34 protein-coding genes are annotated in these 22,369 nt (G+C 66.6%); all 34 read left to right on the top strand.

Features of this window, described 5'->3' with window-relative positions; translation table 11 throughout:
• Positions 1-17: 17 nt before the first annotated feature.
• Entirely contained in the window at positions 18-2,150 is a 2,133-nt protein-coding gene (fusA, locus tag ACQKM2_RS11105; protein ID WP_427708475.1) for an elongation factor G, read from the top strand.
• 149 nt (positions 2,151-2,299) lie between these two features.
• Positions 2,300-3,493 carry an elongation factor Tu gene (gene tuf / locus ACQKM2_RS11100; RefSeq protein WP_427708474.1) on the top strand — a complete coding sequence of 398 codons (1,194 nt, stop codon included), beginning with the start codon at positions 2,300-2,302 and terminating at the stop codon, positions 3,491-3,493.
• Positions 3,494-3,670: 177 nt separating this feature from the next.
• Entirely contained in the window at positions 3,671-4,846 is a 1,176-nt protein-coding gene (locus ACQKM2_RS11095; RefSeq protein ID WP_427708473.1) for a hypothetical protein, read from the top strand.
• 454 nt (positions 4,847-5,300) lie between these two features.
• Positions 5,301-5,609, top strand: coding sequence for a 30S ribosomal protein S10 (gene rpsJ / locus ACQKM2_RS11090; RefSeq protein ID WP_003948644.1), 309 nt, complete (start codon positions 5,301-5,303; stop codon positions 5,607-5,609).
• A gap of 14 nt (positions 5,610-5,623) precedes the next feature.
• The gene (rplC, locus tag ACQKM2_RS11085; RefSeq protein WP_007265899.1) at positions 5,624-6,268 is read left to right on the top strand and encodes a 50S ribosomal protein L3; all 645 of its coding nucleotides are present in this window, start codon (positions 5,624-5,626) and stop codon (positions 6,266-6,268) included.
• A 4-nt stretch (positions 6,269-6,272) separates the two neighbouring features.
• Positions 6,273-6,923 carry a 50S ribosomal protein L4 gene (rplD, locus tag ACQKM2_RS11080; RefSeq protein WP_401247073.1) on the top strand — a complete coding sequence of 217 codons (651 nt, stop codon included), beginning with the start codon at positions 6,273-6,275 and terminating at the stop codon, positions 6,921-6,923.
• Positions 6,923-7,246: a 50S ribosomal protein L23 gene (rplW, locus tag ACQKM2_RS11075; protein ID WP_007265901.1), complete on the top strand. Its 324-nt coding sequence runs from the start codon at positions 6,923-6,925 to the stop codon at positions 7,244-7,246. The genes rplD and rplW overlap by 1 nt, the downstream gene beginning before the upstream one ends.
• Positions 7,247-7,285: 39 nt before the next feature.
• Complete coding sequence (gene rplB / locus ACQKM2_RS11070) at positions 7,286-8,122, top strand: 50S ribosomal protein L2 (protein ID WP_007265902.1); 837 nt, start codon at positions 7,286-7,288, stop codon at positions 8,120-8,122.
• Positions 8,123-8,134: 12 nt separating this feature from the next.
• Entirely contained in the window at positions 8,135-8,416 is a 282-nt protein-coding gene (rpsS, locus tag ACQKM2_RS11065) for a 30S ribosomal protein S19 (RefSeq protein WP_007265903.1), read from the top strand.
• Between the two features lie 43 nt (positions 8,417-8,459).
• Positions 8,460-8,807, top strand: coding sequence for a 50S ribosomal protein L22 (gene rplV, locus ACQKM2_RS11060; protein WP_007265904.1), 348 nt, complete (start codon positions 8,460-8,462; stop codon positions 8,805-8,807).
• Positions 8,807-9,646, top strand: a complete 840-nt coding sequence (gene rpsC / locus ACQKM2_RS11055) for a 30S ribosomal protein S3 (protein ID WP_007265905.1) — start codon at positions 8,807-8,809, stop codon at positions 9,644-9,646. The genes rplV and rpsC overlap by 1 nt, the downstream gene beginning before the upstream one ends.
• A 5-nt stretch (positions 9,647-9,651) precedes the next feature.
• A complete protein-coding gene (gene rplP / locus ACQKM2_RS11050; RefSeq protein WP_007265906.1) occupies positions 9,652-10,071 on the top strand; it encodes a 50S ribosomal protein L16 in 420 nt (139 codons plus the stop codon).
• Positions 10,071-10,295, top strand: coding sequence for a 50S ribosomal protein L29 (gene rpmC, locus ACQKM2_RS11045; RefSeq protein WP_007265907.1), 225 nt, complete (start codon positions 10,071-10,073; stop codon positions 10,293-10,295). Before rplP ends, rpmC begins: the two co-directional genes overlap by 1 nt.
• Positions 10,295-10,576 (top strand): 30S ribosomal protein S17, encoded by a 282-nt coding sequence (rpsQ, locus tag ACQKM2_RS11040; protein ID WP_007265908.1) that lies wholly within the window; start codon positions 10,295-10,297, stop codon positions 10,574-10,576. The genes rpmC and rpsQ overlap by 1 nt, the downstream gene beginning before the upstream one ends.
• Before the next feature lie 98 nt (positions 10,577-10,674).
• The gene (gene rplN, locus ACQKM2_RS11035; RefSeq protein ID WP_003956455.1) at positions 10,675-11,043 is read left to right on the top strand and encodes a 50S ribosomal protein L14; all 369 of its coding nucleotides are present in this window, start codon (positions 10,675-10,677) and stop codon (positions 11,041-11,043) included.
• 2 nt (positions 11,044-11,045) lie between these two features.
• The gene (rplX, locus tag ACQKM2_RS11030; protein WP_007265909.1) at positions 11,046-11,357 is read left to right on the top strand and encodes a 50S ribosomal protein L24; all 312 of its coding nucleotides are present in this window, start codon (positions 11,046-11,048) and stop codon (positions 11,355-11,357) included.
• The gene (rplE, locus tag ACQKM2_RS11025; protein ID WP_030298216.1) at positions 11,357-11,908 is read left to right on the top strand and encodes a 50S ribosomal protein L5; all 552 of its coding nucleotides are present in this window, start codon (positions 11,357-11,359) and stop codon (positions 11,906-11,908) included. Before rplX ends, rplE begins: the two co-directional genes overlap by 1 nt.
• A gap of 5 nt (positions 11,909-11,913) precedes the next feature.
• Complete coding sequence (locus tag ACQKM2_RS11020) at positions 11,914-12,099, top strand: type Z 30S ribosomal protein S14 (RefSeq protein WP_003956452.1); 186 nt, start codon at positions 11,914-11,916, stop codon at positions 12,097-12,099.
• Between the two features lie 224 nt (positions 12,100-12,323).
• Entirely contained in the window at positions 12,324-12,722 is a 399-nt protein-coding gene (gene rpsH, locus ACQKM2_RS11015; protein WP_007265911.1) for a 30S ribosomal protein S8, read from the top strand.
• A 20-nt stretch (positions 12,723-12,742) separates the two neighbouring features.
• On the top strand, positions 12,743-13,282 hold the full coding sequence (gene rplF / locus ACQKM2_RS11010) for a 50S ribosomal protein L6 (RefSeq protein WP_427708472.1): 540 nt from the start codon (positions 12,743-12,745) through the stop codon (positions 13,280-13,282).
• Between the two features lie 2 nt (positions 13,283-13,284).
• On the top strand, positions 13,285-13,668 hold the full coding sequence (gene rplR, locus ACQKM2_RS11005; protein ID WP_007265913.1) for a 50S ribosomal protein L18: 384 nt from the start codon (positions 13,285-13,287) through the stop codon (positions 13,666-13,668).
• A gap of 45 nt (positions 13,669-13,713) precedes the next feature.
• Positions 13,714-14,316: a 30S ribosomal protein S5 gene (gene rpsE / locus ACQKM2_RS11000; protein ID WP_007265914.1), complete on the top strand. Its 603-nt coding sequence runs from the start codon at positions 13,714-13,716 to the stop codon at positions 14,314-14,316.
• Positions 14,316-14,498 carry a 50S ribosomal protein L30 gene (gene rpmD / locus ACQKM2_RS10995; protein WP_005313525.1) on the top strand — a complete coding sequence of 61 codons (183 nt, stop codon included), beginning with the start codon at positions 14,316-14,318 and terminating at the stop codon, positions 14,496-14,498. The genes rpsE and rpmD overlap by 1 nt, the downstream gene beginning before the upstream one ends.
• Positions 14,498-14,953: a 50S ribosomal protein L15 gene (rplO, locus tag ACQKM2_RS10990; protein WP_427708471.1), complete on the top strand. Its 456-nt coding sequence runs from the start codon at positions 14,498-14,500 to the stop codon at positions 14,951-14,953. Before rpmD ends, rplO begins: the two co-directional genes overlap by 1 nt.
• Before the next feature lie 188 nt (positions 14,954-15,141).
• Positions 15,142-16,455, top strand: a complete 1,314-nt coding sequence (secY, locus tag ACQKM2_RS10985) for a preprotein translocase subunit SecY (protein ID WP_427708470.1) — start codon at positions 15,142-15,144, stop codon at positions 16,453-16,455.
• Positions 16,455-17,102: an adenylate kinase gene (locus ACQKM2_RS10980; RefSeq protein ID WP_427708469.1), complete on the top strand. Its 648-nt coding sequence runs from the start codon at positions 16,455-16,457 to the stop codon at positions 17,100-17,102. Before secY ends, ACQKM2_RS10980 begins: the two co-directional genes overlap by 1 nt.
• 101 nt (positions 17,103-17,203) lie before the next feature.
• Positions 17,204-18,055, top strand: a complete 852-nt coding sequence (gene map, locus ACQKM2_RS10975; protein WP_125817852.1) for a type I methionyl aminopeptidase — start codon at positions 17,204-17,206, stop codon at positions 18,053-18,055.
• Positions 18,056-18,205: 150 nt separating this feature from the next.
• Positions 18,206-18,427, top strand: a complete 222-nt coding sequence (gene infA / locus ACQKM2_RS10970) for a translation initiation factor IF-1 (RefSeq protein WP_003956442.1) — start codon at positions 18,206-18,208, stop codon at positions 18,425-18,427.
• Between the two features lie 73 nt (positions 18,428-18,500).
• The gene (gene rpmJ / locus ACQKM2_RS10965; protein ID WP_003956441.1) at positions 18,501-18,614 is read left to right on the top strand and encodes a 50S ribosomal protein L36; all 114 of its coding nucleotides are present in this window, start codon (positions 18,501-18,503) and stop codon (positions 18,612-18,614) included.
• 196 nt (positions 18,615-18,810) lie between these two features.
• Complete coding sequence (gene rpsM / locus ACQKM2_RS10960) at positions 18,811-19,191, top strand: 30S ribosomal protein S13 (protein ID WP_007265919.1); 381 nt, start codon at positions 18,811-18,813, stop codon at positions 19,189-19,191.
• Positions 19,192-19,245: 54 nt separating this feature from the next.
• Positions 19,246-19,650, top strand: coding sequence for a 30S ribosomal protein S11 (gene rpsK, locus ACQKM2_RS10955; protein ID WP_003956432.1), 405 nt, complete (start codon positions 19,246-19,248; stop codon positions 19,648-19,650).
• A 142-nt stretch (positions 19,651-19,792) separates the two neighbouring features.
• Positions 19,793-20,815, top strand: a complete 1,023-nt coding sequence (locus ACQKM2_RS10950) for a DNA-directed RNA polymerase subunit alpha (protein ID WP_007265920.1) — start codon at positions 19,793-19,795, stop codon at positions 20,813-20,815.
• Between the two features lie 105 nt (positions 20,816-20,920).
• Complete coding sequence (rplQ, locus tag ACQKM2_RS10945; RefSeq protein WP_030298228.1) at positions 20,921-21,388, top strand: 50S ribosomal protein L17; 468 nt, start codon at positions 20,921-20,923, stop codon at positions 21,386-21,388.
• A 103-nt stretch (positions 21,389-21,491) separates the two neighbouring features.
• The gene (truA, locus tag ACQKM2_RS10940) at positions 21,492-22,355 is read left to right on the top strand and encodes a tRNA pseudouridine(38-40) synthase TruA (protein ID WP_427708468.1); all 864 of its coding nucleotides are present in this window, start codon (positions 21,492-21,494) and stop codon (positions 22,353-22,355) included.
• Positions 22,356-22,369: the final 14 nt, after the last annotated feature.

Raw genomic sequence — 22,369 nt, 5'->3', positions numbered from 1 at the left:
GAGAAGACTGAGCCGATATGGCTACCACTTCGCTTGACCTGGCCAAGGTGCGCAACATCGGCATCATGGCCCACATCGACGCGGGCAAGACGACCACCACCGAGCGCATCCTGTTCTACACCGGTGTGTCGTACAAGATCGGTGAGGTCCACGACGGCGCCGCCACGATGGACTGGATGGAGCAGGAGCAGGAGCGTGGTATCACCATCACGTCTGCCGCCACCACCTGCCACTGGCCGCTCGAAGATGTTGACCACACCATCAACATCATCGACACCCCGGGTCACGTCGACTTCACCGTCGAGGTGGAGCGTTCGCTCCGCGTCCTCGACGGCGCCGTCACCGTGTTCGACGGTGTGGCCGGCGTAGAGCCGCAGTCCGAGACCGTTTGGCGTCAGGCGGACCGCTACGGCGTGCCGCGCATCTGCTTCGTCAACAAGCTCGACCGCACCGGCGCCGAGTTCATGCGCTGCGTCGACATGATCAAGGACCGCCTCGGTGCGGTTCCGATCGTCATGCAGCTCCCGATCGGTGCCGAGGCCGACTTCCAGGGTGTCGTCGACCTCGTCCAGATGAAGGCCCTCGTGTGGTCCGCCGAGGCCACCAAGGGCGAGATGTACGACGTCGTCGACATCCCGGCCTCGCACACCGAGCTGGCCGAGGAGTGGCGCGCCACCCTCGTCGAGCAGGTCGCCGAGAACGACGAAGAGATGATGGAGCTCTTCCTCGAGGGCGTCGAGCCCACCGAGGAGCAGCTGCACGCGGCCGTGCGCCGCATCATCCTCGGCTCCGGCAAGGGCAAGGGCGAGCCCACGATCACCGCGGTGTTCTGCGGTACGGCGTTCAAGAACAAGGGCGTCCAGCCCCTGCTCGACGCCGTCGTGCGCTACCTCCCGTCGCCGCTCGACATCGAGGCCATCGAGGGCCACGACGTCAAGGACGCCGAGCTCGTCGTCAAGCGCAAGCCGTCGGACGAGGAGCCCCTCGCCGCGCTCGCGTTCAAGATCATGAGCGACCCGCACCTCGGCAAGCTCACCTTCGTCCGGGTTTACTCGGGCCGCCTGGAGGCCGGCACCGCGGTGCTGAACTCCGTCAAGGGCAAGAAGGAGCGCATCGGCAAGATCTACCGCATGCACGCGAACAAGCGTGAGGAGATCGACGCGGTGGGCGCCGGCGACATCGTCGCCGTCATGGGCCTGAAGCAGACCACCACCGGTGAGACGCTTTGCGACGACAAGGCCCCCGTGATCCTGGAGTCCATGGACTTCCCGGCTCCGGTCATCCAGGTCGCCATCGAGCCCGCCTCGAAGGGTGACCAGGAGAAGCTGGGCGTCGCGATCCAGCGCCTCGCGGAAGAGGACCCGTCGTTCCACGTCCACTCGGACGAGGAGACCGGCCAGACCATCCTCGGCGGTATGGGCGAGCTGCACCTCGAGGTGCTGGTCGACCGTATGAAGCGCGAGTTCAAGGTCGTCGCCAACGTCGGCAAGCCGCAGGTCGCGTACCGCGAGACGATCCGCAAGGCCGTCGAGCGTCACGACTACACCCACAAGAAGCAGACCGGTGGTACCGGTCAGTTCGCCAAGGTGCAGATCGCGATCGAGCCGATCACGGACGCCGATGGTCCGGCGTACGAGTTCGTCAACAAGGTCACCGGTGGCCGCGTGCCGAAGGAGTACATCCCTTCGGTCGACGCCGGTGCGCAGGAAGCCATGCAGTTCGGCATCCTGGCCGGCTACGAGATGACTGGCGTCCGCGTCACGCTTCTCGACGGTGGCTACCACGAGGTCGACTCCTCCGAGCTCGCCTTCAAGATCGCCGGTTCGCAGGCCTTCAAGGAGGCCGCGCGCAAGGCTTCTCCCGTGCTCCTCGAGCCGATGATGGCCGTCGAGGTCACCACGCCGGAGGAGTCCATGGGTGACGTCATCGGCGACATCAACTCCCGCCGTGGCCAGATCCAGGCCATGGAGGACCGTCACGGAGCCAAGATCGTCAGGGGCCTCGTGCCGCTCTCGGAGATGTTCGGCTACGTCGGCGACCTCCGCAGCAAGACCTCGGGTCGCGCCAGCTACTCGATGCAGTTCGACTCCTACGCCGAGGTTCCCCGGAACGTCGCTGAGGAGATCATCGCGAAGGCCAAGGGCGAGTAACTCTTCCGAGTTCACGTTTTAGGCTTGTCACCGGAGCCTCTGGGGCAACAGGAGCAACCCTCCCGTTGCCCCGGGGGAGCCGGCTTTCCAGCAAAGATCACCTGGCGCCGACGATTCAAGGCGTACAGAACCACTCTCAGGAGGACCCCGTGGCGAAGGCGAAGTTCGAGCGGACTAAGCCGCACGTCAACATCGGCACCATCGGTCACATTGACCACGGTAAGACGACCCTCACGGCCGCCATTACCAAGGTGCTGCACGACAAGTACCCGGACCTGAACGCGGCGTCGGCGTTCGACCAGATCGACAAGGCTCCTGAGGAGCGCCAGCGCGGTATCACCATCTCCATCGCGCACGTCGAGTACCAGACCGAGGCGCGTCACTACGCCCACGTCGACTGCCCGGGTCACGCTGACTACATCAAGAACATGATCACCGGTGCCGCGCAGATGGACGGCGCGATCCTCGTGGTCGCCGCCACCGACGGCCCGATGCCGCAGACCAAGGAGCACGTGCTCCTGGCCCGCCAGGTCGGCGTTCCGTACATCGTCGTCGCCCTGAACAAGGCCGACATGGTGGACGACGAGGAGATCCTGGAGCTCGTCGAGCTCGAGGTCCGTGAGCTCCTCTCCGAGTACGACTTCCCGGGCGACGACCTGCCGGTCGTCCAGGTCTCCGCGCTGAAGGCGCTCGAGGGCGACAAGGAGTGGGGTGACAAGCTCCTCGGCCTGATGGACGCCGTGGACGAGGCCATCCCGACCCCGCCGCGTGACACCGAGAAGCCGTTCCTGATGCCCGTCGAGGACGTCTTCACGATCACCGGTCGTGGCACCGTCGTCACCGGCCGCATCGAGCGTGGTGTCCTGAAGGTCAACGAGACCGTTGACATCATCGGCATCAAGCAGGAGAAGACCACCACCACGGTCACCGGCATCGAGATGTTCCGCAAGCTGCTCGACGAGGGCCAGGCCGGTGAGAACGTCGGTCTGCTCCTGCGTGGCATCAAGCGCGAGGACGTCGAGCGCGGCCAGGTCATCATCAAGCCCGGTTCGGTCACGCCGCACACCGAGTTCGAGGCCGCCGCGTACATCCTGTCGAAGGACGAGGGTGGCCGTCACACCCCGTTCTTCAACAACTACCGCCCGCAGTTCTACTTCCGTACCACGGACGTGACCGGCGTCGTGACCCTCCCCGAGGGCACCGAGATGGTCATGCCGGGCGACAACACCGACATGACGGTCGCGCTGATCCAGCCGGTCGCCATGGAGGAGGGCCTGAAGTTCGCCATCCGTGAGGGTGGTCGCACCGTCGGCGCCGGCCAGGTCACCAAGATCACGAAGTAATTCGTGTTCTGACCTGGTAGCTCGCACCAGCGGGCACCATGTTTGAGGCGAGGGCCCCTTTCCCACCGCTCCGGCGGCGGGGGAGGGGCCCTTGTCGTACCCCCCGGTAATGATGGGACGACGGGGCCGTGAGAGGCTCCGGCGCGGATCGACGTACGGACGTTCGGGGTGGGGAGCATGGGGCGGCAGGACGCCGGGGGATCGGGGATCTCCGACGAGGAATGGCGGCGGTTCGGCGAGCAGGTCGCGCGGGAGAGCGCGGACGCGCCGAAGGAGCCGTCGGCGCGGGCGCGGATGGTCACCGAGCGGCTGCGGCGCGAGGAGCAGGAGCGGGCCGCGGCGGCCGGGCGGCGCGGAGCCTTCGGGCGCCGGGGGCGGCCCGCGCCGAGCGACCCGCCGGGCTGGCGCACGGGCCCGTCCCGGCAGGAGGCGGAGGACCGCAGGCGGCGCCGGCGGGGCCTCGGGGCCGCCGCCGCAATCGTGGGCGTCGCGGCCCTGGCGCTGGTCGTCGTACGGCCGGAGCTGCTCATCGACCGGCTGACCGGGAAGACGGAAGCCCGTGAGGCGGCCGCTGGGGCCTCGCCGCTGCCCGGCGAGTCCGTACGTCCGACCGCGGCCCCGGATGCCGTGTACCCGGACCGTCCGACCCTGAAGGAGCCCTTCCGGGGTTCGCCGGCCGCCCAGTGGGCCGATGGCGCCGCCGGCATCGAGGTCCCGGAGGCGGCGGCCGTCGGCGGCTGGTCCCGGGAGGCGGTGGCGGACGCCCTGTCGAAGGCCAAGCGGTTCCTGGTCGCGGCCAACCTGGACCCCGGGACCCAGCGGGGGGAGCGTCCGGAGGCCGCGATGGCGCTGCTCGATCCCCGGCAGCCCGAGGTTCCCGAGCGCGTCGAGCGCTCCCTGGCGCAGCCCGGCGGCGGCGAGAACAGCCCCGCGATCCTGTTCACCCGCTTCGACCTCGCCGAGGTCCAGCCGGTGGGCGACGTGGTCAAGGTGCGCGGGAGCATGCGCGCGGAGGCGGGGGACCCCGGCGAGCTGCTGGTGGTGACCGACTACACCTTCGTGCACCCGATGGCGAGGGCGGACCACAGCGTGCAGCGGACGATCGTGCGCCGGCAGATCACCTTCTCGGTGCTGGACCCGGCGCGCTGGCGGGCCACCGCGGGGCGGCTGCAGCTGCACACGTACAAGGCGGAGTGGTCGAACGTGCGGTGCGAGCCGACCGGCGGGTTCCTGCACCCGGACTTCCCGCACGACCGTGCGGGCGGAAGCCGGCCCTCCGGGCCGGCCACCGATCCCTACGACCGCAGCGGGGACATTCAGGGCGGAGGGTGCGGGACCGTGACAAGGTCCTGACCAGGGATCCCCGCCGCGTGGCGCGGTTTGACGTGTTCGCGCGGCGGGGTATTCTCTTCGGCCCGATTGGCCAGGTACGTGTCTCGTATGGCAGACTACTCAAGTTGCTCGGTTGAGTGCCGATGCTGTGCGCCTCCCGCCGGGAGGACCGGAAGCGAGTCCCACAGTACTCGTCGTCCTTAATCTGCCTTTCGGGGCAGCAATGAGGACGGACGTACGGGAATCTTCTGGGAAGTGTCAGCACGGTGCCCACCAGGCACTCGGTGGGTGTTTCTCCCCCGAGACGCGGTCAGGACCGCATCCCCTTGGACGAGGGAATTTCCGTATGGGAATTTTCTGTAGAGGGTATGCGACACGCCCGACCGCGTGGGTCGGAGAGAAGCCGCGGAACCCCGTTCCGCAGCCTCCCGGGAGCCAGAGCGTTTCCACACAGAGACAGGACTACGGAGTAGCCATGGCGGGACAGAAGATCCGCATCCGGCTCAAGGCCTACGACCACGAGGTCATCGACTCCTCGGCGAAGAAGATCGTCGAGACGGTGACCCGCACTGGTGCGTCGGTCGCGGGCCCGGTGCCGCTGCCCACTGAGAAGAACGTGTACTGCGTCATCAAGTCGCCGCACAAGTACAAGGACTCGCGCGAGCACTTCGAGATGCGCACGCACAAGCGCCTGATCGACATCCTCGACCCGACGCCCAAGACCGTTGACTCGCTGATGCGCCTGGACCTTCCGGCCGGCGTTGACATCGAGATCAAGCTCTGAGAGGCGTCGAGAAGATGGCAAAGCAGATCAAGGGCGTCCTGGGCGAGAAGCTCGGCATGACCCAGGTCTGGGACGAGAACAACCGTGTCGTCCCGGTGACCGTCGTCAAGGCCGGACCCTGCGTCGTGACCCAGGTCCGTACGAACGACATCGACGGCTACGAGTCGGTCCAGATCGCCTTCGGCGAGATCGACCCGCGCAAGGTGAACAAGCCCCTCAAGGGCCACTTCGCCAAGGCCGACGTGACCCCCCGCCGCCACCTGGTGGAGCTCCGCACCTCCGACGCCAGCGAGTACACGCTCGGCCAGGAGATCACTGCTGAGGTGTTCGAGTCCGGCGTCAAGGTTGACGTCACGGGCAACAGCAAGGGCAAGGGCTTCGCCGGTGTCATGAAGCGGCACAACTTCCGGGGCCTCGGCGCCGGTCACGGTGTGCAGCGCAAGCACCGCTCCCCCGGTTCGATCGGTGGCTGCGCCACCCCTGGGCGTGTCTTCAAGGGCATGCGCATGGCCGGTCGCATGGGTAACGAGCGCGTCACCACCCAGAACCTGACCATCCACGCGGTTGACGCGGAGAAGGGTCTGCTCCTCATCAAGGGTGCGGTCCCCGGTCCGAACGGCGGCCTCGTCCTGGTCCGTACCGCGGCCAAGGGGGCTTGAGGTAATGAGCACCATTGACATCCTTTCGCCGGCAGGCGACAAGGCCGGTACCGTCGAGCTCCCCGCGGAGATCTTCGACGCGAAGACCAGCGTTCCGCTGATCCACCAGGTCGTCGTCGCGCAGCTGGCTGCTGCCCGTCAGGGCACGCACAAGACCAAGACCCGTGGCGAAGTCCGTGGTGGTGGCAAGAAGCCTTACCGCCAGAAGGGCACCGGCCGCGCCCGTCAGGGTTCGACCCGCGCTCCGCAGTTCGCCGGCGGTGGCGTCGTCCACGGCCCGCAGCCGCGTGACTACTCGCAGCGGACCCCCAAGAAGATGAAGGCCGCCGCCCTCCGCGGTGCCCTCTCGGACCGTGCGCGTCACTCCCGCATCCACGTCGTCACCGGCGTGGTCGAGGGTTCCGCCTCCACCAAGGCCGCCAAGACGCTGTTCGGCAAGATCTCGGAGCGCAAGAACCTGCTCCTGGTCGCCGAGCGCTCTGACGAGCTGGCGTGGCTGTCCGCCCGCAACCTGCCCCAGGTTCACATCCTGGAGCCGGGCCAGCTGAACACGTACGACGTGATCGTCTCTGACGACGTGGTCTTCACCCAGGCCGCGCTCGAGTCCTTCGTGTCTGGCCCCAAGGCCGATGAGACCGAAGGGAACGAGGCCTGATGTCTGAGGCGACCGTTACCAGCAAGACCTTCACCGACCCGCGCGACCTGCTGATCAAGCCGGTCGTCTCGGAGAAGAGCTACGCGCTGCTGGACGAGAACAAGTACACGTTCATCGTCGCGCCCGGCGCCAACAAGACCCAGATCAAGCAGGCCGTCGAGGCGGTCTTCTCGGTCAAGGTCACCGGGGTCAACACGATCAACCGTCAGGGTAAGCGCAAGCGCACCAAGACCGGTTTCGGCAAGCGCGCCAACACCAAGCGCGCCATCGTGACCCTTGCCGAGGGCAACCGTATCGACATCTTCGGCGGCCAGGCCTCCTAACGGAGGTCTAGTCGTCCGGAATCGGACGAGGACTGAGAAATGGGTATCCGCAAGTACAAGCCGACGACCCCGGGCCGTCGTGGCTCCAGCGTCGCCGACTTTGTCGAGATCACGCGGTCCACGCCGGAGAAGTCGCTGGTCCGCCCCCTGCACAGCAAGGGCGGCCGTAACAACACCGGTCGTGTGACCGTTCGCCACCAGGGTGGCGGACACAAGCGCGCCTACCGCGTGATCGACTTCCGTCGTCACGACAAGGACGGCGTGCCGGCCAAGGTCGCGCACATCGAGTACGACCCCAACCGCACCGCGCGCATCGCGCTGCTGCACTACGCCGACGGCGAGAAGCGCTACATCATCGCGCCGCGCGGTCTGCAGCAGGGTGACCGGATCGAGAACGGCCCCACGGCCGACATCAAGCCGGGCAACAACCTCGCGCTCCGCAACATCCCGGTCGGTACCACGATCCACGCGATCGAGCTCCGTCCCGGTGGCGGCGCCAAGTTCGCCCGCTCCGCCGGTGCCTCCGTGCAGCTGCTCGCGAAGGAGGGCGTGATGGCCCACCTCCGCATGCCGTCCGGTGAGATCCGTCTCGTCGACGCGCGCTGCCGCGCCACCGTCGGTGAGGTCGGCAACGCCGAGCAGTCGAACATCAACTGGGGCAAGGCCGGCCGCATGCGCTGGAAGGGCGTTCGCCCGACCGTCCGCGGTGTCGCGATGAACCCGGTTGACCACCCGCACGGTGGTGGTGAGGGCAAGACCAGCGGTGGTCGCCACCCGGTCTCCCCGTGGGGTCAGAAGGAGGGTCGTACTCGCTCGCCGAAGAAGGCTTCGAGCAAGTACATCGTCCGCCGCCGCAAGACGAACAAGAAGCGCTAGGAGCGGGTTTAGATGCCGCGCAGTCTCAAGAAGGGGCCCTTCGTCGACGACCACCTCGTAAAGAAGGTGGACGCCCAGAACGAAGCCGGCACCAAGAACGTCATCAAGACCTGGTCCCGTCGCTCGATGATCATCCCCAGCATGCTGGGTCACACGATCGCGGTGCACAACGGCAAGACCCACGTCCCGGTGTTCGTCACCGAGTCGATGGTCGGCCACAAGCTCGGCGAGTTCTCGCCGACTCGCACCTTCCGCGGCCACGTCAAGGACGACCGGAAGTCGAAGCGCCGCTAGTAGCGGGGTGGTTACGACTATGACTAACACCGAAGGGACAACCATGGAAGCCAGGGCCCAGGCGCGGTACATCCGCGTCACGCCCATGAAGGCCCGCCGCGTGGTGGACCTCATCCGTGGCATGGATGCCACGGAGGCTCAGGCGGTCCTGCGTTTCGCCCCGCAGGCCGCGAGCGTGCCGGTCGGCAAGGTGCTGGACAGCGCCATTGCCAACGCCGCGCACAACTACAACCACCCGGACGCCTCCACGCTGGTCATCAGCGAGGCGTACGTGGACGAGGGCCCGACCCTGAAGCGGTTCCGTCCGCGTGCCCAGGGCCGTGCCTACCGGATCCGCAAGCGGACCAGCCACATCACCGTGGTCGTCAGCAGCAAGGAAGGTTCCCGGTAATGGGCCAGAAGGTAAACCCGCACGGGTTCCGACTCGGCATCACCACGGACTTCAAGTCCCGCTGGTACGCCGACAAGCTGTACAAGGACTACGTCAAGGAAGACGTCGCCATCCGTCGGATGATGACGTCCGGCATGGAGCGCGCCGGCATCTCGAAGGTTGAGATCGAGCGCACCCGTGACCGCGTGCGTGTGGACATCCACACCGCCCGTCCCGGCATCGTCATCGGCCGCCGTGGCGCCGAGGCCGACCGCATCCGCGGTGACCTCGAGAAGCTCACGGGCAAGCAGGTCCAGCTGAACATCCTCGAGGTCAAGAACCCCGAGCTCGACGCTCAGCTCGTTGCCCAGGCCGTTGCCGAGCAGCTCTCCTCCCGCGTCTCCTTCCGTCGTGCCATGCGCAAGAGCATGCAGGGCACCATGAAGGCCGGCGCCAAGGGCATCAAGATCCAGTGCGGCGGCCGTCTCGGCGGCGCCGAGATGTCCCGCTCCGAGTTCTACCGCGAGGGTCGTGTGCCGCTGCACACGCTGCGCGCGAACGTGGACTACGGCTTCTTCGAGGCCAAGACCACCTTCGGCCGTATCGGCGTGAAGGTCTGGATCTACAAGGGCGACGTCAAGAACATCGCCGAGGTTCGCGCCGAGAACGCTGCGGCCCGTGCGGGTAACCGCCCGGCCCGTGGTGCCGGCGCTGGCGACCGTCCCGCCGGCCGTGGTGGCCGTGGTGGCGAGCGCGGCGGCCGTGGTGGCCGCAAGCCGCAGCAGGCTGCTGGTGCCGAGGCCCCCAAGGCCGACGCTCCCGCCGCCGCTCCGGCTGAGAGCACCGGAACGGAGGCCTGACCGACATGCTGATCCCTCGTAGGGTCAAGCACCGCAAGCAGCACCACCCGAAGCGCAGCGGTATGGCCAAGGGCGGTACTGAGGTCTCGTTCGGCGAGTACGGCATCCAGGCGCTCACCCCCGCCTACGTGACGAACCGCCAGATCGAGGCGGCTCGTATCGCGATGACCCGCCACATCAAGCGTGGCGGCAAGGTCTGGATCAACATCTACCCGGACCGTCCGCTGACGAAGAAGCCTGCCGAGACCCGCATGGGTTCCGGTAAGGGTTCCCCGGAGTGGTGGATCGCGAACGTGCACCCGGGCCGGGTCATGTTCGAGCTGTCCTACCCGAACGAAAAGATTGCGCGTGAGGCTCTCACTCGTGCGGCCCACAAGCTGCCGATGAAGTGCCGCATCGTCAAGCGCGAGGCAGGTGAGTCGTGATGGCGACGGGAACCAAGGCGTCCGAGCTCCGCGAGCTCGGCAACGAGGAGCTCGTTGCCAAGCTGCGCGAGGCCAAGGAGGAGCTGTTCAAGCTCCGTTTCCAGGCGGCCACCGGCCAGCTGGAGAACAACGGCCGGCTCAAGTCCGTCCGTAAGGACATCGCTCGCATCTACACCCTGATGCACGAGCGTGAGCTCGGTATCGAGACGGTGGAGAACGCCTGATGAGCGAGAACAACGTGACTGAGAAGACCGAGCGCGGTTTCCGCAAGACCCGCGAGGGTCTGGTCGTCAGCGACAAGATGGACAAGACCGTCGTCGTCGCCGTCGAGGACCGCGTGAAGCACGCGCTGTACGGCAAGGTCATCCGCCGTACGAACAAGCTCAAGGCGCACGACGAGCAGAACGCTGCCGGCGTCGGCGACCGCGTCCTCATCATGGAGACGCGTCCGCTGTCGGCGACGAAGCGCTGGCGCATCGTCGAGATCCTCGAGAAGGCCAAGTAATCACTTGAAGGGGTAACCCTTCAGGTTCGTTCCGCCAGGCTCGGCCGGGGCTTCTGTGAAGCCCCGGCCGGGAACCGGCAGACAAACAGGAGATAGACGTGATCCAGCAGGAGTCGCGACTGCGTGTCGCCGACAACACTGGTGCCAAGGAGATCCTTTGCATCCGTGTTCTCGGTGGCTCCGGTCGCCGCTACGCGGGCATCGGTGACGTCATCGTCGCCACCGTCAAGGATGCGATCCCCGGTGGCAACGTGAAGAAGGGTGACGTCGTCAAGGCGGTCATCGTTCGCACCGTCAAGGAGCGCCGCCGCCAGGACGGCTCGTACATCCGCTTCGACGAGAACGCCGCCGTCATTCTGAAGAACGACGGCGACCCTCGCGGCACCCGTATCTTCGGCCCCGTGGGCCGTGAGCTGCGCGAGAAGAAGTTCATGAAGATCATCTCGCTCGCGCCGGAGGTGCTGTAAGCATGAAGATCAAGAAGGGCGACCTGGTCCAGGTCATCACCGGTAAGGACAAGGGCAAGCAGGGCAAGGTCATCGCGGCCTTCCCGACCGAGTCCCGCGTTCTGGTCGAGGGTGTCAACCGGGTCAAGAAGCACACCAAGGCTGGGCAGAACCAGGCCGGCGGCATCGTGATCACCGAGGCCCCCGTCCACGTGTCCAACGTCCAGCTGGTCGTGGAGAAGGACGGCAAGAAGGTCGTCACCCGCGTCGGTTTCCGCTTCGACGACGAGGGCAACAAGATCCGCGTTGCCAAGCGCACGGGTGAGGACATCTGATGGCTACCACTCCGCGTCTGAAGACGAAGTACCGCGAGGACATCGCGGGCAAGCTGCGTGAGGAGTTCTCCTACGAGAACGTCATGCAGATCCCCGGCCTCGTCAAGATCGTCGTGAACATGGGTGTCGGCGACGCCGCCCGTGACTCGAAGCTGATCGACGGCGCCATCCGCGACCTCACGACGATCACCGGTCAGAAGCCGGCCGTCACGAAGGCCCGCAAGTCCATCGCGCAGTTCAAGCTGCGCGAGGGTCAGCCGATCGGCTGCCACGTCACCCTCCGTGGTGACCGCATGTGGGAGTTCCTGGACCGTACGCTGTCGCTCGCGCTGCCGCGTATCCGTGACTTCCGTGGTCTGTCGCCGAAGCAGTTCGACGGCCGTGGCAACTACACCTTCGGTCTCACGGAGCAGGTCATGTTCCACGAGATCGACCAGGACAAGATCGACCGTACCCGGGGTATGGACATCACCGTGGTCACCACGGCGACCAACGACGACGAGGGCCGCGCGCTCCTTCGTCACCTCGGCTTCCCCTTCAAGGAGGCGTAAGCGAGATGGCGAAGAAGGCTCTCATCGCGAAGGCTGCCCGCAAGCCCAAGTTCGGTGTGCGTGCGTACACCCGCTGCCAGCGCTGCGGTCGCCCCCACTCCGTGTACCGCAAGTTCGGCCTGTGCCGCGTCTGCCTTCGTGAGATGGCTCACCGTGGCGAGCTGCCGGGCGTGACCAAGAGCTCCTGGTAATTCCCTCCCGTCCGTAAGGACTTGGGGAAGTTCCAGAGACTCTCGGTAAGCATCTGGTCGGCGGATGCCCGGCCGCGCATGCCTTAGGCTTGTGTGGTTGGGCGTCCGCCGCCCATAACGACTTACTACGCCGTAGGTCCCCGCACCGCACCCGTCCCGCCTCTGAGCGGGGAGAGGGATGGCGCATACAGGAAACCCCGGCGAGAGAGGCCGAAGGCCACTTCATGACCATGACTGACCCGATCGCAGACATGCTGACCCGTCTGCGTAACGCTAACTCGGCGTACCACGACACCGTCGTGATGCCGCACAGCAAGATCAAGTCGCACATCGCGGAGATCCTCAAGCAGGAGGGTTTCATCACCGGCTGGAAGGTCGAGGACGCCGAGGTCGGCAAGAACCTCGTCCTCGAGCTGAAGTTCGGGCCGAACCGTGAGCGCTCCATCGCGGGCATCAAGCGGATCTCGAAGCCCGGTCTGCGCGTGTACGCGAAGTCCACCAACCTGCCCAAGGTCCTCGGCGGCCTCGGCGTGGCGATCATCTCCACGTCGCACGGTCTCCTGACCGGCCAGCAGGCAGGCAAGAAGGGCGTAGGTGGGGAAGTCCTCGCCTACGTCTGGTAGTCGGGAACGGAGGAAAAGCAATGTCGCGAATCGGCAAGCTCCCCATCCAGGTTCCCGCCGGTGTGGACGTCACCATCGATGGCCGCACGGTTGCGGTGAAGGGCCCCAAGGGTCTCCTTTCGCACACCGTCGCCGCGCCGATCGAGATCGTCAAGGGTGAGGACGGCGTTCTGAACGTCACCCGTCCGAACGACGAGCGTCAGAACAAGGCCCTGCACGGCCTGTCCCGCACGCTGGTGGCGAACATGATCACCGGCGTGACCCAGGGATACGCCAAGGCCCTCGAGATCAGCGGTGTCGGTTACCGCGTGGCCGCGAAGGGCTCCGACCTGGAGTTCCAGCTCGGCTACAGCCACCCGATCCTGGTCACGGCGCCCGACGGCATCTCGTTCAAGGTCGAGTCCCCGACCAAGTTCTCGGTCGAGGGCATCGACAAGCAGAAGGTCGGCGAGGTCGCCGCCAACATCCGCAAGCTGCGGAAGCCCGACCCGTACAAGGCCAAGGGTGTCAAGTACGCCGGCGAGGTCATCCGCCGCAAGGTCGGAAAGGCTGGTAAGTAGCCATGGCATACGGTGTGAAGATCGCCAAGGGCGACGCGTACAAGCGCGCTGCCAAGGCTCGCCGCCACATCCGCATCCGCAAGAACGTCTCGGGTACGGCGGAGCGTCCGCGCCTCGTCGTGACGCGTTCGAACCGCAACATCGTTGCTCAGGTCATCGACGACCTCAAGGGTCACACCCTTGCGTCGGCGTCGACCCTGGACGCTTCGATCCGCGGTGGCGAGGGCGACAAGAGCTCGCAGGCCCAGGCTGTCGGCGCGCTCGTCGCCGAGCGTGCCAAGGCTGCGGGTGTCGAGACCGTCGTCTTCGACCGCGGTGGCAACCGATACGCCGGGCGCATTGCCGCTCTGGCTGACGCCGCCCGCGAAGCCGGGCTGAAGTTCTAAGCCCCGGTTCCGGGACTCACGGACGTAACAGAGAGAGGTAATCCAATGGCTGGACCCCAGCGCCGCGGCAGCGGTGCCGGTGGCGGCGAGCGGCGGGACCGGAAGGGTCGCGACGGTGGCGCTGCCGCCGAGAAGACCGCTTACGTTGAGCGCGTTGTCGCGATCAACCGTGTCGCCAAGGTTGTCAAGGGTGGTCGTCGCTTCAGCTTCACCGCGCTCGTCGTGGTGGGTGACGGTGACGGCACCGTAGGTGTCGGTTACGGCAAGGCCAAGGAAGTTCCCGCGGCCATCGCCAAGGGCGTCGAGGAAGCCAAGAAGAACTTCTTCAAGGTTCCCCGCATCCAGGGCACCATCCCGCACCCGATCCAGGGCGAGAAGGCGGCCGGCGTTGTCCTGCTGAAGCCTGCTTCCCCCGGTACCGGTGTTATCGCCGGTGGCCCGGTGCGCGCCGTTCTGGAGTGCGCCGGCGTTCACGACATCCTGTCGAAGTCGCTCGGCTCCGACAACGCGATCAACATCGTGCACGCGACCGTGGAGGCCCTGAAGGGCCTGCAGCGTCCCGAGGAGATCGCGGCTCGCCGTGGTCTGCCGCTCGAGGACGTCGCCCCCGCGGCTCTGCTTCGTGCGCGCGCTGGGGCGGGTGTCTGATGGCCCGCCTCAAGATCACGCAGACGAAGTCGTACATCGGCAGCAAGCAGAACCACCGCGACACCCTTCGTTCGCTCGGGCTCAAGCGCCTGAACGACGTGGTCGTCAAGGAGGACCGCCCCGAGTTCCGCGGCATGGTGCACACCGTCCGCCACCTCGTGACGGTTGAGGAGGTTGACTAATGGCTGAGACCAACCCGCTGAAGGCCCACAACCTCCGTCCCGCCCCCGGTGCCAAGACCGCGAAGACCCGTGTGGGTCGCGGTGAGGCGTCGAAGGGTAAGACGGCTGGTCGTGGTACCAAGGGCACGAAGGCCCGCTACCAGGTTCCGCAGCGCTTCGAGGGTGGGCAGATGCCCCTCCACATGCGCCTGCCGAAGCTGAAGGGCTTCAAGAACCCGTTCCGCACCGAGTTCCAGGTTGTCAACCTGGACAAGCTCGGTGCCCTCTACCCCGAGGGTGGAGAGGTCACGGTGGCCGACCTGGTCGCCAAGGGCGCGGTTCGCAAGAACAGCCTCGTCAAGGTCCTGGGCCAGGGCGAGATCTCCGTGGCGCTGACGGTTTCGGTTGACGCCGTCTCCGCCTCCGCCAAGGAGAAGATTGCCGCCGCCGGCGGCTCCGTCACCGAGCTCGTCTAAGACGAAACTCTTGTGACAAATAGCTAGAAACCCGACCGGGGATGCCTCACAAAAGGGGCATCCCCGGTTGGTCGTTCCACGGGGGGTGCACTCGCCGGTAAGGTGGCGTGCACCTTTGCTTGTACGTATTCGTCGATCCTTCAGACCGTCACCTCTGACGCAGTAGCGCGGGGGTCGCAGGAGGCACCGTGCTCACCGCGTTCGCCCGGGCGTTCAAGACGCCCGACCTGCGCAAGAAGCTGCTCTTCACACTCGGCATCATCGTGCTGTATCGGCTCGGGTCCCACATCCCGGTACCCGGCGTGAGCTACAAGAACGTCCAGATCTGTGTGGACCAGATGGGGAGCAGCAACAGCCTCTTCGGTCTGGTCAACATGTTCAGTGGCGGTGCGCTGCTGCAGATCACGATCTTCGCGCTCGGCATCATGCCGTACATCACGGCGAGCATCATCCTGCAGCTGCTGACCGTGGTCATCCCGAAGCTGGAGAACCTCAAAAAAGAGGGCCAGTCCGGCACGGCGAAGATCACGCAGTACACGCGCTATCTGACGGTCGCGCTCGCGATCCTCCAGGGCACCGGCCTGGTCGCCACCGCGCGCACCGGCGCCCTCTTCGGCAGCTGCCCGGTCGCTCGCGAGATCGTCCCGAACCACTCGATCTTCACCACGATCACCATGGTGATCACCATGACCGCCGGTACCTGTGTCGTCATGTGGCTCGGTGAGCTCATCACCGACCGCGGCATCGGCAACGGCATGTCCATCCTGATGTTCATCTCGATCGCGGCCGGCTTCGTCGGCGCCCTCTGGACCATCAAGCTCCAGGGCAAGATCGCTGATGGCTGGGTGGAGTTCGCGGTCGTCATCCTGGTGGGCCTCGCGATGGTGGCCCTGGTGGTCTTCGTCGAACAGGCGCAGCGCCGGATCCCGGTCCAGTACGCGAAGCGCATGATCGGCCGCCGGGCTTACGGCGGTACGTCCACCTACATCCCGCTCAAGGTGAACCAGGCCGGTGTCATCCCGGTCATCTTCGCCTCGTCGCTGCTGTACATCCCGGCGCTTATCGTGCAGTTCAGCGGTTCGACGGCGGGCTGGGCGACCTGGATCCAGAAGCACTTCGTCAAGGGCGACCACCCGTACTACATCGCCGCCTACTTCCTCCTGATCGTTTTCTTCGCGTTCTTCTACGTGGCGATCTCGTTCAACCCCGAGGAAGTTGCGGACAACATGAAGAAGTATGGTGGGTTCATCCCGGGCATCCGCGCCGGCCGGCCTACCGCCGAGTACCTGAGCTACGTACTCAACCGGATCACTTGGCCGGGGTCGCTGTACCTGGGTCTGATCGCTCTTGTGCCGACAATGGCGTTGGCCGGCTTCGGAGCGAACCAGAACTTCCCGTTCGGCGGGACGAGCATCCTCATCATCGTGGGTGTGGGTCTGGAAACCGTGAAGCAGATCGAGAGCCAGCTCCAGCAGCGCAACTACGAAGGGTTCCTCCGCTGATGCGAATCGTCCTCGTCGGGCCTCCCGGTGCGGGCAAGGGAACGCAGGCCGCGTTCCTTGCCAAGAACCTGTCGATCCCGCACATCTCCACGGGTGACCTCTTCCGCGCCAACATCAGCCAGAACACCGAGCTGGGCCGCCGCGCGAAGGCGTTCATGGACGCCGGTGAGCTCGTCCCCGACGAGATCACCATCGGCATGGCCAAGGACCGGATGGAGCAGCCGGACGCCAAGGGCGGGTTCCTGCTCGACGGCTTCCCGCGCAACGTGGCCCAGGCCGAGGCGCTCGACGCCATGCTCAAGGAAGCGGGCATGAAGCTCGACGCCATCCTCGACCTGGAGGTCGAGGAGGACGAGGTCGTCAAGCGGATCGCCGGCCGGCGCATCTGCCGCAAGGACTCCGCGCACGTCTTCCACGTGATCTACGCGGCGCCGAAGGTCGACGGCGTCTGCGACAAGTGCGAGGGCGAGCTCTACCAGCGCGACGACGACTCCGAGGCCACGGTCCGCAACCGGCTGGAGGTCTACCACACGCAGACCGAGCCGATCATCGACTACTACAAGGCCCAGGGCCTGCTGGTGACCATCTCCGCCCTCGGCGAGGTGCACGAGATCACCAAGCGGGCGATGGACGCCCTCAAGAAGTAGTCACTCCAGTTCGTGACCGACAGTACGGCCGCGGTGTCCCTCGGGCATCGCGGCCTTACTGTTGATGAAGACCCGTTTTCGAAGGTGGAAGGTCCCCGTTCATGGTTCAGCTGAAGACCCCCGAGCAGATCGCGAAGATGCGGGAGGCAGGGCTGGTCGTCGCCGCGATCCACGCGGCGACCCGTGAGGCGGCAGTGCCGGGCTCCACGACGCGCGACCTGGACATGGTGGCCCGGAAGGTGATCGCCGACGCCGGCGCGAAGTCGAACTTCCTCGGGTACGGCGGTTTCCCCGCGACCATCTGCACCTCGGTGAACGAGGTCGTCGTCCACGGCATCCCGGACGACAAGACGGTCCTGAAGGACGGCGACGTCATCTCCATCGACGCCGGCGCGATCGTGGACGGCTGGCACGGCGACGCGGCGTACACCGCCTTCGTGGGCACCGGTCACGCTCCGGAGCTGATCGAGCTCTCCCGCGTCACCGAGGAGTCGATGTGGGCCGGCATCGCGGCCATGAAGCTCGGCAACCGCCTGGTGGACATCTCGAAGGCGATCGAGGGCTACATCAAGCGCCAGCCGCGGCCGTCGACCGGTGAGCACAGCCTCGGCAAGTTCGGGATCATCGAGGACTACGGCGGCCACGGCATCGGTTCCGAGATGCACATGGACCCGCACCTGCTGAACTACGTCTCGCGCAAGCGGGGCAAGGGCATCAAGCTGGTCCCGGGCCTGTGCCTGGCGATCGAGCCGATGGTCTCCCTGGGCACCGCCCAGACAGAGGTCCTGGCGGACGACTGGACGGTCATCACCACGGACGGCACCTGGTCCTCGCACTGGGAGCACTCGGTCGCCCTGACCGAGGCCGGCCCGATCGTCCTGACCAGCCCGGACTGCGGCAAGGCGAAGCTGGCGGAGTACGGCATCACGACAGCCCCGGACCCGCTCGGGTAGCCGTCGCTTAATGATCTAGACTCGTGGGCAAACTTTCCGGATTCGTCTTTCTGGGTGCCCTGACGTAGACTGACTCGTCGGCTCACGTGCATTTCCATGCCCTGCATGGGGCACAGCGCCGATCAAGGTAGCCGATTCGAAAGGCGAAGCGTGGCCAAGAAGCAAGGTGCCATCGAGATCGAGGGCACCGTGATCGAGTCCCTCCCGAACGCCATGTTCAAGGTGGAACTCCAGAACGGTCACAAGGTCCTCGCGCACATCAGCGGCAAGATGCGTATGCACTACATCCGCATCCTTCCCGATGACCGGGTCGTTGTGGAGCTGTCTCCGTACGACCTGACGCGTGGCCGGATCGTCTACCGATACAAGTAGATCTTGTCCTCACTCCTGCCTGGGCATCCGTCCCGGTGCGGGTGGTGGCACTGACCCGGAGAACCTCACCAACATGAAGGTCAAGCCGAGCGTCAAGAAGATCTGCGACAAGTGCAAGGTGATCCGCCGTCACGGTCGGGTCATGGTCATCTGCGACAACCTGCGCCACAAGCAGCGCCAGGGCTGACGCACGCCGACCGACCTGCACTACGCAGTTCTTCGCGCGACGTAAGAAAACGTACATAAGCAGAACCCGCCCAGCCCTCAGGGGCCGGCGGCACCTCCGGCGGGGGCCGGGGACCCGGACGTACCACCGCCCATTCGGGTGGTCGGCGGTCGGGAGCGGTTCTGTTGCAGACCCCCGAACACACAGGAGCCATTGAATGGCACGCGTTTCCGGTGTTGACATCCCGCGCGAAAAGCGTGTGGAGATCGCACTCACCTACGTCTTCGGTATCGGGCGCACCCGGTCCAAGGAGATCCTCGCCTCCACCGGCGTGAACCCGAACACCCGCGTTCGTGACCTGGCCGAAGAGGACCTCGTCAAGATCCGCGAGTACGTGGACGCCAACCTCCGTACCGAGGGTGACCTCCGCCGCGAGATCCAGGGCGACATCCGCCGCAAGATCGAGATCCAGTGCTACCAGGGCATCCGCCACCGTCGTGGCCTGCCGGTGCACGGTCAGCGCACCAGCACGAACGCGCGTACCCGCAAGGGCCCGCGTCGCGCGATCGCCGGTAAGAAGAAGCCGGGCAAGAAGTAGTCCTGTTCAGCGGTCTTGCGCTGTAGGACCGACCACCTCCCGTAGGAGTAAGAGATGCCCCCCAAGGGTCGTCAGGGCGCTGCCAAGAAGGTGCGCCGCAAGGAAAAGAAGAACGTCGCTCACGGGCACGCCCACATCAAGAGCACGTTCAACAACACCATCGTTTCGATCACCGACCCCTCGGGCAACGTGATCTCCTGGGCCTCCGCCGGCCACGTCGGCTTCAAGGGCTCGCGCAAGTCCACCCCCTTCGCCGCGCAGATGGCCGCCGAGTCGGCCGCCCGCCGCGCGCAGGAGCACGGCATGCGCAAGGTCGACGTCTTCGTCAAGGGTCCCGGCTCCGGCCGTGAGACCGCGATCCGCTCCCTCCAGGCCACCGGCCTCGAGGTCGGCTCGATCCAGGACGTCACCCCCACCCCGCACAACGGCTGCCGCCCGCCGAAGCGCCGCCGCGTCTGACGCAGCGGACGCACCTGTGCGTTCTTGAGTGTCCGGGCGGTACGTACCCCTTCGGGGGGCCGTACCGCCCGTACCCTTGCTGTACCTGGCTTTACCCGTCGGGCGTCAAATAGTGGGCGTCCACGACTGAAGGAACACAGACATGCTTATCGCTCAGCGTCCTTCGCTGACCGAAGAGGTCGTCGACGAGTACCGCTCGCGGTTCGTGATCGAGCCGCTGGAGCCGGGCTTCGGCTACACCCTCGGCAACTCCCTGCGCCGTACCCTCCTGTCCTCCATCCCGGGTGCCGCTGTCACCAGCATCCGCGTGGACGGCGTCCTGCACGAGTTCACCACCGTGCCGGGCGTCAAGGAAGACGTCACGGACATCATCCTCAACATCAAGCAGCTGGTCGTCTCCTCGGAGCACGACGAGCCGGTCGTGATGTACCTGCGCAAGCAGGGTCCCGGCCTGGTCACCGCTGCCGACATCGCGCCCCCGGCCGGTGTCGAGGTGCACAACCCGGACCTGGTCCTCGCCACGCTCAACGGCAAGGGCAAGCTGGAGATGGAGCTGACCGTCGAGCGCGGTCGCGGCTACGTCTCCGCCGTCCAGAACAAGCAGCTGGGCCAGGAGATCGGCCGCATCCCGGTCGACTCCATCTACAGCCCGGTCCTCAAGGTCACCTACAAGGTCGAGGCGACCCGAGTCGAGCAGCGCACCGACTTCGACAAGCTGATCGTCGACGTCGAGACCAAGCAGGCCATGCGCCCGCGCGACGCCATGGCGTCCGCCGGCAAGACCCTGGTCGAGCTGTTCGGTCTGGCCCGCGAGCTCAACATCGACGCCGAGGGCATCGACATGGGCCCGTCCCCGACGGACGCCGCCCTGGCCGCCGACCTGGCGCTGCCGATCGAGGAGCTGGAGCTCACCGTTCGGTCGTACAACTGCCTCAAGCGCGAGGGCATCCACTCCGTGGGTGAGCTCGTCGCCCGCTCCGAGGCCGACCTGCTCGACATCCGCAACTTCGGTGCGAAGTCGATCGACGAGGTCAAGGCGAAGCTGGCCGGCATGGGCCTGGCCCTCAAGGACAGCCCGCCCGGATTCGACCCGACCGCCGCCGCCGACGCCTTCGGCGCCGACGACGACGCGGACGCCGGTTTCGTCGAGACCGAGCAGTACTAGAAAGCTTGCGGGGGGCTAGCGCCCCCCGCACCCACCCCCTCGCGACCGCTTGGGGGAACTGACACCGGTACCTGACACGGCCGGTGCAGATTTGAAGGAGTAACAATGCCGCGTCCCGCAAAGGGTGCCCGCCTGGGCGGCTCCGCCGCGCACGAGAAGCACCTCCTCGCGAACCTCGCGAAGGCCCTCTTCGAGCACGGCCGCATCACCACCACCGAGGCCAAGGCCCGCCGCCTGCGTCCCTACGCCGAGCGTCTGGTCACCAAGGCCAAGAAGGGCGACATCCACAACCGTCGCCTGGTGCTGCAGACGATCACGGACAAGAGCATCGTGCACACGCTGTTCACCGAGATCGCCCCGCGCTACGAGAACCGCCCCGGTGGTTACACGCGCATCACCAAGATCGGCAACCGTCGTGGCGACAACGCCCCGATGGCCGTGATCGAGCTGGTCGAGGCCCTGACCGTGGCCCAGCAGGCCACCGGTGAGGCCGAGGCCGCCACCAAGCGCGCCGCGAAGGACGCCGAGGCCGTGGCCGAGGCTCCCGCCGCCGAGGAGACCAAGGAGGCCTGATCCCGTCCCGGGATCGAGCTTGCTTGATCGGCTCTGAACGGGCCCGCCCCTTCCCGGGGGCGGGCCCGTTCTGCATTGCTGTGCTTCTGAGAGGATCTGTCACGTGAGTGACGAGGTGGAGCCCGGGCACGTCCGGGTACGGCTGGACCTGAGCTACGACGGCAAGGACTTCTCCGGCTGGGCGAAGCAGCGCACGCTGCGGACCGTCCAGGGCGAGCTGGAGAGCGCCCTGCAGACCGTGATGCGGCTCAAGGAACCGGTCGAGCTGACCGTGGCCGGCCGGACCGACGCCGGGGTGCACGCGCGCGGGCAGGTCGCGCAGTTCGACCTGGCCGAGGAGGTGTGGGCCGAGCACCACGACAAGCTGCTGCGCCGCCTCGCGGGGCGCCTCCCGCACGACATCCGGGTGTGGAAGGCCGCCGAGGCCCCCGAGGGCTTCAACGCCCGCTTCTCCGCGATCTGGCGCCGCTACGCCTACCGCGTCGGCGACCACCAGGCGGGCGTGGACCCGCTGCGCCGCGGGCACGTGCTGTGGCACCAGTGGCCGCTGGACGTGGACGCCATGAACCGGGCCGCCGCCGCCCTCGTCGGCGAGCACGACTTCGCCGCGTACTGCAAGAGGCGCGAGGGCGCCACCACCATCCGCACGCTCCAGCAGCTCAGCTGGGAGCGCGGTGAGGACGGGGTCATCACGGCGACGGTCCGCGCGGACGCGTTCTGCCACAACATGGTCCGCTCGCTGGTCGGGGCCCTGCTCCACGTCGGCGACGGGCACCGGCCCGTCGAGTGGCCCGGGCAGGTGCTGGCCGCCGCCGTACGGGACTCCTCGGTGCACGTGGTCAAGCCGCACGGGCTGACCCTGGAGGAGGTCGGCTACCCGGCGGACGAGCTGCTGGCCGCACGCAGCAAGGAGGCCCGGAACATGCGGACGCTGCCGGGTGCGGGCGGCGGCTGCGCGGGCTGCTGAGCCCGCCGCGGGGC

This window comes from Streptomyces sp. NPDC004126, from assembly GCF_050275515.1.
Taxonomy (GTDB): domain Bacteria; phylum Actinomycetota; class Actinomycetes; order Streptomycetales; family Streptomycetaceae; genus Streptomyces.
The sequence above is the reverse complement of the archived record's forward strand: the minus strand, read 5'-3'. Positions and strand labels throughout refer to the sequence as shown.

Bases quoted from the DNA above. Each gene is read 5' to 3' on its own strand.
- fusA (WP_427708475.1), top strand. From the start codon at position 18: ATGGCTACCACTTCGCTTGACCTGGCCAAGGTGCGCAACATCGGCATC.
- ACQKM2_RS11095 (WP_427708473.1), top strand. From the start codon at position 3,671: ATGGGGCGGCAGGACGCCGGGGGATCGGGGATCTCCGACGAGGAATGG.
- rpsJ (WP_003948644.1), top strand. From the start codon at position 5,301: ATGGCGGGACAGAAGATCCGCATCCGGCTCAAGGCCTACGACCACGAG.
- rplC (WP_007265899.1), top strand. From the start codon at position 5,624: ATGGCAAAGCAGATCAAGGGCGTCCTGGGCGAGAAGCTCGGCATGACC.
- rplD (WP_401247073.1), top strand. From the start codon at position 6,273: ATGAGCACCATTGACATCCTTTCGCCGGCAGGCGACAAGGCCGGTACC.
- rplW (WP_007265901.1), top strand. From the start codon at position 6,923: ATGTCTGAGGCGACCGTTACCAGCAAGACCTTCACCGACCCGCGCGAC.
- rplB (WP_007265902.1), top strand. From the start codon at position 7,286: ATGGGTATCCGCAAGTACAAGCCGACGACCCCGGGCCGTCGTGGCTCC.
- rpsS (WP_007265903.1), top strand. From the start codon at position 8,135: ATGCCGCGCAGTCTCAAGAAGGGGCCCTTCGTCGACGACCACCTCGTA.
- rplV (WP_007265904.1), top strand. From the start codon at position 8,460: ATGGAAGCCAGGGCCCAGGCGCGGTACATCCGCGTCACGCCCATGAAG.
- rpsC (WP_007265905.1), top strand. From the start codon at position 8,807: ATGGGCCAGAAGGTAAACCCGCACGGGTTCCGACTCGGCATCACCACG.
- rplP (WP_007265906.1), top strand. From the start codon at position 9,652: ATGCTGATCCCTCGTAGGGTCAAGCACCGCAAGCAGCACCACCCGAAG.
- rpmC (WP_007265907.1), top strand. From the start codon at position 10,071: ATGGCGACGGGAACCAAGGCGTCCGAGCTCCGCGAGCTCGGCAACGAG.
- rpsQ (WP_007265908.1), top strand. From the start codon at position 10,295: ATGAGCGAGAACAACGTGACTGAGAAGACCGAGCGCGGTTTCCGCAAG.
- rplX (WP_007265909.1), top strand. From the start codon at position 11,046: ATGAAGATCAAGAAGGGCGACCTGGTCCAGGTCATCACCGGTAAGGAC.
- rplE (WP_030298216.1), top strand. From the start codon at position 11,357: ATGGCTACCACTCCGCGTCTGAAGACGAAGTACCGCGAGGACATCGCG.
- ACQKM2_RS11020 (WP_003956452.1), top strand. From the start codon at position 11,914: ATGGCGAAGAAGGCTCTCATCGCGAAGGCTGCCCGCAAGCCCAAGTTC.
- rpsH (WP_007265911.1), top strand. From the start codon at position 12,324: ATGACCATGACTGACCCGATCGCAGACATGCTGACCCGTCTGCGTAAC.
- rplF (WP_427708472.1), top strand. From the start codon at position 12,743: ATGTCGCGAATCGGCAAGCTCCCCATCCAGGTTCCCGCCGGTGTGGAC.
- rplR (WP_007265913.1), top strand. From the start codon at position 13,285: ATGGCATACGGTGTGAAGATCGCCAAGGGCGACGCGTACAAGCGCGCT.
- rpsE (WP_007265914.1), top strand. From the start codon at position 13,714: ATGGCTGGACCCCAGCGCCGCGGCAGCGGTGCCGGTGGCGGCGAGCGG.
- rpmD (WP_005313525.1), top strand. From the start codon at position 14,316: ATGGCCCGCCTCAAGATCACGCAGACGAAGTCGTACATCGGCAGCAAG.
- rplO (WP_427708471.1), top strand. From the start codon at position 14,498: ATGGCTGAGACCAACCCGCTGAAGGCCCACAACCTCCGTCCCGCCCCC.
- ACQKM2_RS10980 (WP_427708469.1), top strand. From the start codon at position 16,455: ATGCGAATCGTCCTCGTCGGGCCTCCCGGTGCGGGCAAGGGAACGCAG.
- map (WP_125817852.1), top strand. From the start codon at position 17,204: ATGGTTCAGCTGAAGACCCCCGAGCAGATCGCGAAGATGCGGGAGGCA.
- rpmJ (WP_003956441.1), top strand. From the start codon at position 18,501: ATGAAGGTCAAGCCGAGCGTCAAGAAGATCTGCGACAAGTGCAAGGTG.
- rpsM (WP_007265919.1), top strand. From the start codon at position 18,811: ATGGCACGCGTTTCCGGTGTTGACATCCCGCGCGAAAAGCGTGTGGAG.
- rpsK (WP_003956432.1), top strand. From the start codon at position 19,246: ATGCCCCCCAAGGGTCGTCAGGGCGCTGCCAAGAAGGTGCGCCGCAAG.
- ACQKM2_RS10950 (WP_007265920.1), top strand. From the start codon at position 19,793: ATGCTTATCGCTCAGCGTCCTTCGCTGACCGAAGAGGTCGTCGACGAG.
- rplQ (WP_030298228.1), top strand. From the start codon at position 20,921: ATGCCGCGTCCCGCAAAGGGTGCCCGCCTGGGCGGCTCCGCCGCGCAC.